This window comes from Paraburkholderia sp. BR13439, assembly GCF_040948805.1.
GTDB classification, from domain to species: domain Bacteria; phylum Pseudomonadota; class Gammaproteobacteria; order Burkholderiales; family Burkholderiaceae; genus Paraburkholderia; species Paraburkholderia youngii.
In genome coordinates this window covers 1-7,504 of sequence record NZ_JBFPKN010000071.1, presented here as the reverse complement: position 1 = coordinate 7,504, position 7,504 = coordinate 1, and the positions used below count along the sequence as shown (strand labels likewise).

Annotated in this window: 6 protein-coding genes and 4 pseudogenes; 6 read left to right on the top strand and 4 right to left on the bottom strand. The window is 57.5% G+C overall.

The window, feature by feature from the left end:
- Nucleotides 1-663, top strand: a 663-nt coding sequence (locus AB3X96_RS41710; protein ID WP_368594307.1) for a transposase, incomplete at its 5' end; no start/stop codon positions are given.
- A gap of 42 nt (nt 664-705) precedes the next feature.
- Here AB3X96_RS41710 and AB3X96_RS41705 read toward each other — a convergent pair.
- Together AB3X96_RS41705 and AB3X96_RS41700 are read right to left on the bottom strand one after the other, a co-directional pair.
- Nucleotides 706-1,341 carry a hypothetical protein gene (locus AB3X96_RS41705; RefSeq protein WP_368594306.1) on the bottom strand — a complete coding sequence of 212 codons (636 nt, stop codon included), beginning with the start codon at nt 1,339-1,341 and terminating at the stop codon, nt 706-708.
- Between the two features lie 444 nt (nt 1,342-1,785).
- Nucleotides 1,786-2,520 (bottom strand): IS6 family transposase, encoded by a 735-nt coding sequence (locus AB3X96_RS41700; protein WP_368594305.1) that lies wholly within the window; start codon nt 2,518-2,520, stop codon nt 1,786-1,788.
- Nucleotides 2,521-2,558: 38 nt separating this feature from the next.
- On the opposite strand from AB3X96_RS41700, the pseudogene AB3X96_RS41695 reads away from it, so the two are divergent.
- Both AB3X96_RS41695 and AB3X96_RS41690 read left to right on the top strand, forming a co-directional pair.
- Nucleotides 2,559-2,705, top strand: a pseudogene (locus AB3X96_RS41695) (transposase domain-containing protein); the annotation flags it as partial.
- Between the two features lie 43 nt (nt 2,706-2,748).
- Nucleotides 2,749-2,939 (top strand): annotated as a pseudogene (locus AB3X96_RS41690) (integrase); the annotation flags it as partial.
- 112 nt (nt 2,940-3,051) lie between these two features.
- Here AB3X96_RS41690 and AB3X96_RS41685 read toward each other — a convergent pair.
- Together AB3X96_RS41685 and AB3X96_RS41680 are read right to left on the bottom strand one after the other, a co-directional pair.
- Nucleotides 3,052-4,581 carry a SulP family inorganic anion transporter gene (locus AB3X96_RS41685; RefSeq protein WP_368594304.1) on the bottom strand — a complete coding sequence of 510 codons (1,530 nt, stop codon included), beginning with the start codon at nt 4,579-4,581 and terminating at the stop codon, nt 3,052-3,054.
- A gap of 102 nt (nt 4,582-4,683) precedes the next feature.
- On the bottom strand, nt 4,684-5,304 hold the full coding sequence (locus tag AB3X96_RS41680) for a carbonic anhydrase (RefSeq protein WP_176112474.1): 621 nt from the start codon (nt 5,302-5,304) through the stop codon (nt 4,684-4,686).
- 925 nt (nt 5,305-6,229) lie between these two features.
- Between AB3X96_RS41680 and AB3X96_RS41675 the strand changes: the two are divergent.
- From AB3X96_RS41675 to AB3X96_RS41665, 3 genes and pseudogenes are all read left to right on the top strand, one after another.
- Nucleotides 6,230-6,337, top strand: a pseudogene (locus AB3X96_RS41675) (IS6 family transposase); the annotation flags it as partial.
- 514 nt (nt 6,338-6,851) lie between these two features.
- Nucleotides 6,852-7,287 (top strand): annotated as a pseudogene (locus AB3X96_RS41670) (DDE-type integrase/transposase/recombinase); the annotation flags it as partial.
- A gap of 46 nt (nt 7,288-7,333) precedes the next feature.
- A partial coding sequence (locus tag AB3X96_RS41665; protein ID WP_368594308.1) for a transposase occupies nt 7,334-7,504 on the top strand: 171 nt, incomplete at its 3' end.

Here is a 7,504-nt window from a genome sequence, read left to right as displayed (position 1 = left end):
CAATCACCAGACGGCTCTTCAGGTCTTTGTTCTCTGTCATCAGTGTCAGTGTGCAGGTGTCCACGTGGACACCTAGCTTCTGACCTTCTGCCCCTCGATGGAAGGGCGTCTTTTATTGACCGCTTACAGTTCTTCGATCTGCACGCCAATCACAGCAGTCAGATCGCCGCGCAGGCGCTGCCGTTCTTCGCTGCGCTTTATGACATCGAGCGCGACGCTGCAATGCTGCAAGCCGACGAACGCCAAAAGCTCCGACAGAGTCGGGCCAAACCGGTCTGCGGCGCACTACACGAATGGATGAAGGCGCAGCGCAAGCTGGTGTCGGAAGGTTCGGCGATTGCCAAAGCGCTGGATTACAGTCTTAAACGATGGGAAGCGCTGACCCGCTATCTCGATGACGGTCACGTGCCTATACACAACAACTGGGTCGAAAACCAGATACGACCTTGGGCCATCGGCAGGTCGAACTGGCTGTTCGTCGGTTCGCTTCGAGCCGGGCAGCGAGCCGCGGCCATCATGAGTCTGCTACGTTCAGCGCAACTGAATGGGCACGAACCACATGCCTATCTGAAGGACGTCCTGACGCGACTGCCAACCCACAAGGCCAGCGATATCTCAACATTGCTGCCTCATCGCTGGCAGCCGGCGGATCCTATCCGCTAGTTCAATTCGTCAAGACGGGTTTGCCGGCCGCTTACTCCCGAGCTACGGCGACACCTGCACGAATTGTAGAGTCTCATCTAGCTTGAAATCAATTTCATTGATGCCATCACCAAACACAACCTCCTTCGGGTTACTAACATATGTCCCTGAAACAGCCACGCCTTTCTTTTCCTCAGTTGTACATATCCAGTAGGTCGGATGTGTGTCAAAAATATATTTGCCATTTGGCTTTCCTGGCATTGCAAATGCTGGCAAGCTATTCATATAGACGGCAATGCTCATATTTGTTGACTCTCTAACTGTGAATGAAGTGTCTGTCATGACCAGCATGCTACCGTTTGGCACTTTCTTGTCGTGGAATGCCAGAGGAGATGTCTTAAACTGATCATTGGAATAGATCACGCCCATAGCGTTGTTGCCGTTAGCAGTGGTCGGATCCATGGTTTGGATCGGGCCGCCTGAGCACCACTCGACACCCGGTGTTAGTGGTTGGTCGGAGGTCCCCCAGTTTAGCGCCCAGTCGACTGTCCAATGGTACGTGTTCGTGTTGCCATCGTTGATCGTTTGCAGAAGCCAAACTAATGGCAAGCCTGTTTTTAAATTAGGGTATGTCTGATAGATAGCGACCTTTGCAGGAGCTCCGCTGGAATTGACCACGGATATGGAGTATGAAGACATGAGTGTATCCCCTTTCATGCTTAAAACTGTTGATGACCAACTTGGTCGGAAAAATGTGAACTATTGTCGGGCAACGCGGGAAAATTCTACGAAGCGATTGAGGAACGTACTGCGTTTCAGGCTAATCGAACGCGTTTGGACGCGTTCACGATACCCCAGCAGTTTGCATACCAGTTGCCCGACAAGCACAAAATACGGCCGACTCTACGCGTTAATGCTTGAGATAACTGTCATGTGAGTCAGGTTTCCGACATCACGTGTTGGTAAGCGTACACGTTGAAGATGACTTCACTCCTTCGGACAGTTTGTTGAGAAATTGAGTGGGACTGCCGGGGTGATCATGCTGCCGATCTAATCGCAGGCAGCGCCGCGAAGTATGCCTCGTTGGGGGCGTTGTCACGTTAAGGTATACGAGACGCAAGAGCGCACAGGAGGTAGATTTGCTCAGAAATTGGACGGATCCTGGGTGAGCCCAGTGAAGCGATGCCAGCCGGCAAAGCGTGCGGCGAGCTGTTTGCGATAGAGTGAGGCACGCAGTAAATGTCGCTTGAGCGCGAAGTGCTGGCGAATCGGACCGAAGCTCGATAAGAACGCTTGTGTGCGACCAGGATCGCGAAAACCACGCATCCGGCGTTCGCGCTCACGCGTAGGCTGATGGCTGTTTTCGGCACGGTTGTTCACCCGGGCCGCAGCCTTGACGAAGACGTGTTGGATGTTTGCCAGTTCGGGAATTTCGGCCTTCGCGGCCGGATAGCTGCGCAATTGATCGGTGACAATCCTTCGTGGCGCGTCGGCACAGGCGGCCAGCACGCGGTTGAAGAAGCGCTTTGCTGCGGCCTTATCGCGATGTTTCTGCAGCAGGATGTCGAGTTCGGCGCCGTGCTGGTCGACTGCCCGCCAGAGCAGATAAGGCTCATCGCGCAACGTAACGAAGACTTCGTCCAGATGCCATGTGCGCCCAGGCTTGCGGCGAGCAGCCTTGATGCGATGTGCGAAGCCCGCGCCGAATTTGTCGCACCAGCGGCGGATCGTCTCGTAACTGACAACGACACCGCGCTCGAACAGCAGTTCTTCAATATCACGCAGGCCAAGTTGGAACCGGAAATACCACCGAACCGCGAGACTAATGATTGCCGCCGGGAACCGGTGGCCGTGATAAAGCGATTTTCTTTTCTTCATCGTGACATCTTACGTGACTACCTCGCCAACGTGACAGTGCCCTCATTGGCACCGCCAAACTCAATGGCATCGATCTAGAGGCGTATCTGCGCTTCGTGCTCGCACGCATCGCCGACCCTGCGATCAACCGCATCGACGAACTCGCGCCGTGGGTCGTCTCCGATCAGCTCCGCGCCGCAGTCTGAAGATCGCGATCTCCAGTCAAGACGTTGCTGGCGACGCGCTTACGATGCAACCGGTTATCGTGCGCATCTGCGCCATCCCACTTCCCGCGCTTTGGGGGGGCGCCGGCACGACCGCAATCGTCGCCCGAATGGCTGCCGTTCACAGGCGAGGTGCCGCCGAATTCCATCGCCTATGCACTATCAGTTCAGGGTGCATTGTTTCGCTGGCTGATCGAGCAGCGCTACGTGCTGGCGGAAATTCGCTTCCCATCGCAACTTTCGGACGCGTTAGTGCCAGTTTTCTCGCAATGACGATCGGGCCTGCTAGACCCGTTCGTCATGGATCGCATTCACTGTTGGCGTGCGGTCAGACGCTTGAGCGCGTTGCAGGAGGTAGCACCGTAGCGGCGTCTCGCACCTCCACCGCGATCGACCGCAGTGGCGCCTCGGCAATGAAACGGTCTAGCAGTTCGCGCACGTCGTGGTCGATGAAATCGGCGCGGGTTGTGTCGACGATGAGGGTCGCCCGATCCGGGATATGCGCTAGCATCTCCTTGAGCGCCACCTTGCCGAGAAACGACACATCCTTGCGAAACGAGAGCAGGAAATGGTCGTCGTGTCGCGCGAGGGCAATAGGCCGATGCAGATTCGCCCACAACGCGAACGCGGCGCTGCACAGCACGCCGAGGACAATTCCGGTGAGCAGATCGATGGCGAGCACCCCGATGATCGTTACAATGAATGGAGTGAACGATGCCGCTCCCTGTTTCGCGAGCGTAATCAACAGCGACGGTCTGGCGAGCTTGAAGCCGGTTTGAATGAGAATGGCGGCCAGACTCGCGAGCGGAATCAGGTTGATCGCATCCGTGAGCGCGAACATGCTGACGAGGAGCAGCGCGCCGTGCACGATTGCGGAGAGCCGGCTTCGCGCGCCGGCGTGGACGTTGGCCGAACTGCGGACGATGACGGATGTGATGGGCAATCCCCCGATGACACCTGCCACCATATTGCCGACCCCTTGCGCTTTGAGTTCGCGATTCGGTGGTGCGACGCGACGCTGCGGGTCGATCTGCTCGACGGCTTCGAGGCTCAGGAGCGTTTCTAGACTGGCGACAACGGCAAGCGTCAAGGCGACGATCCATATTTCCGGATCCACAAGGCGCGCGAAGCTCAACCCGAACTCAGGTAAATGCAAGGCGTCGCCAAGCGCCGCGAACGATTTGATGGCCGGCAACGCTACGCGGTGCTCAGGTGGTAACGCGAGCGTGGCGCCTAGCGCGCCGCAAACCAGCGTCGCGCTTACGCCCGCAACTACGACGACAAGCGGCGCGGGCACGAACCGCACTAGCGCGAAGCGTCTCAATGTATGCGTGTCCCAGGCCGCAAGGATGGCGAGCGAGATGGCGGCGACAGTACAGACGATGGGCGAGATGGATGCAAGCGCGCCTGCCAACGATTCGGTGTTGCGACCCGACGTCAGACCGACTGCAAGTGGGATCTGCTTGATGATCAGCAGCAGTCCGATGGCGGCGAGCATTCCCTTGATGACGGGTGTGGGCACATACGAGGCGAGCTGGCCGGCCCGAAGCGTGCCGAAGCCGAACTGGATGACACCCGAGAGCAGCAATGCAATAAGGAATGCAGAGAAACTACCGAGACGCCCGATGCCGTCGACGACGATCACGACGAGGCCCGCGGCGGGGCCGCTCACACTGAGGGACGATCCGCTGAGCAAGGCAACGACGATGCCACCAACGATGCCAGACACCAGCCCGGCTAGCGGCTCTGCGCCGGAGGCTTCTGCAATGCCGAGACACAACGGCAGCGCGACAAGAAAGACTACAGCGCCGGCAGCGACGTCACGTAGAAGCGCAGACGGGAAAGCTCTCGAAGTCATGATGGAAGCGAAAAATAGTGAAGGGTGGATACCGCGACGCCAAACTTGTGCGACTGCGATTTTTTGGTGAACGAGGTAAGCGGAGCGATCTGGAGCGACGGGTCAGACGGGGGCGATTGCCTTCGTTGTTTCAGGCTCATAGCCCGAGTCGAGTTCGCGCAACTGGCCGTCGTTCAGTGAAAAGATCCAGCCGTGCACAAGGGGAGAGGGTGCACGCTCACGCACGAGCGGATGCTCGCGCAGCAGGCGTACCTGTTCGAGTACATTAAGTTCGACGAGCCGGTTGATGCGTGCCTCTTCCGATGGCAGGCGAGCGAGCGCCGCGTGATGCGTGTGTGCGAGCGCGCAAAGCGGCCTGATGCGGCGGTTGAAGTGCGGCAGGGCGTCGGCTGGCGGAAGTAGCGAGGCGCGCACGCCCCCGCATCCGTAGTGCCCGCAGACAATGATGTGCGCGACCCGCAGCTCACACACAGCATATTCGAGCACGCTCATGGTGTTGTCGTCGTCGAGATGAAGAAGGTTAGCGATGTTGCGATGAACGAACAGATCCCCCGGCGCGCAGTGGGTGATGGTTTCGGCGGGTACGCGGCTATCTGAACAGCCAATCCAGAGCACTTGCGGTTTCTGCCCCATGGCTAGAGCGCGAAACAAGTTTGGTTCGCGCCGTCCCATTTCTTGGGCCCACGCGACATTGGCGACGAGCATGCGTTTTGGAAGATTCACGAGTCGAGACTCCAATCAGGTTGTTGGCTTCGATCAATGCTTGCGAATAGCCTTCTATCAAGAAAATGGCCGGTCGCTCGAAAAAAGAAACCGGAACGATGACAATAAGTAGCGCGGACTTCGCCGTCTCCCGTCAATCAACCTAAGCAGTGCGCCCGTCCCCGCCGGCATACACTAGGAGAGTGCTCGCACATAGGGAAAATCAGCGGGCGACCGCTCTGGAGCTGGAGACGGGCTACTGCGCAGGAAACGTTTTCCGCGCCTTGCCGTGATCCGATGGACTGGTCTTGATATCCCCTGGCATCTATCTATCACGACGACGCGCCGGCCATTCGGCCGCGCGGGGTCGTCCCGTGGCAGTATGCATGAGCGTCCTCTCCGATCGCCCACGCTAGGCGTTTCATTTCCAGCGTTTCCTTGCTAAGCGGGTGTTACAACTGAAGAGGTCCTTGATGGTGGCTGAGAACACCGATGCCGACAGGACTGACTCAGCAGCTTGTGCTAGCGGCCAAAGTGTTTTCGCGAGGTTCCTTGCCAGCCAAAAATTTGATCGACGGACGCCGTGCCGACTGCCATTTGTCCTCGCCCCGGCAGAAGATTCCTCCATGATGGCGATCTCATACAGTGTTGTGCGCCAACAGTTGGTGTTGGTTGAGCTTGATGAGAATTTCGATGCATTTGGTCCAGTCATTAAGGTTTCCTTAACAGAAAAGTCTATTGGATATTGTAGGCGAGTCATTGTGTCGCAATTGTGTCGTCGAATACCTTAGGATACCAACTGCGCTTTAGAGATATTGATCAGATATAGCAAAACAGACCTCAATAGGGACCTGCGCAAGCATAAATTAATTTGATGACCTCCTTCTCGGTAGTCTCGCTTGGTCGGCACTGTCACGTTGCCGGGATGGTCGAGTAAAGTCGTGGGATGAAGAATGCAAAGTCGCTTTGCCACGATCACCGCTTTCCGGTGGCGGTCATCAGACACGCAGTCCGGTGGTACTTCCGGTTTCAGCTCAGCCTGCGCGACATCGAGGCACGCTCATTCCGATCCCGATCGACCCCTTCCGGAAGAGGCGCTTTGCTGCGGCCTTATCGCGCCGATTTTGCACCAGCACGTCGAGTTCAGCGCCGTGCTCGTCGCAACAGATACCGCTTGCCGCGCAGCGTCACGAACATCTCGTCCGGATGCCATTGCTGCCCGGCTTGGGCCGCGCTGCTTTGGCGCGCTGGGAGAATCGAGCGCCAAAGCAGCGCGCCATCAGCGGATCGTCTCATAGTGACCGCGACACCCCGTTCGAGCCACACCTCGTCGACGTCCAGAAGGCTCAGGCTGCCCCGAAAACCTCACCGACCCGCCCGGCTGTGCCCGTGACAAAGCGATTTCGCTTTCTTCACCACTTCATTCTGTCGCTGGCCTACCGTCAACCTGACAATGCCAGTGCAAGTTGAGATGCACCACTAAGTGCAGCGTTCCTCTGTGAGTATTAAAAAATTCCCATATAACTCATCAAAAAATTTGATGGCGTGTAGCCGGTCTACTGGTTATCAAATTCGGCGCAGGGTTCGCAGATTGCGTCAAAGCTGCTCGCCGCAAACCCGGCCGCACATAGAATCTTGACGAAGTCTCCGTTACGTTGCTCGGCGAGTGTTATCTGCTCCCTGGCGGGCAGTCGGCCAGCACGGCGCCGAACTCGACATCCTGCTGCAGAAACGTCGCGATAAGGCCGCGTAGCAAAGCGCTTGTTCAACCGCGTGCTGGCAGCCTGTCTCGACGCGCCACGAAGGATGGTCATCGAGCAGTTGCGCAGCTATCCGGCCGCGAAGGCCGAAATTCCCGAACTGGCAAACATCAAACATGTCTTCGTCAAAGCCAGTGCTCGGGTGAACAACCGCGCCGAAGACAGCCATCAACCTACGCGTGAGCGGGAGCGCCGGATGCGTGGTTTCCGCGATCCGGATCGCACACAACCGTTCTTATCGAGCTTAGAGCGTGTTAGGAACTTCGATTGAGACCTGGTATCCTGGCGGGATGAAAACAACCGACCGCAAAGGGTATCCGACTGATGTGTCGGGTGAGGAATGGAGTTTCGCGGCGCCGTATCTGACGCTGATGGACGTTGACGCGCCCCAGCGCAAATACGAACTGCGCGACATGTTTGATGCATTGCGCTGGATGGCTCGTGCCGGCGCGCCGTGGAGG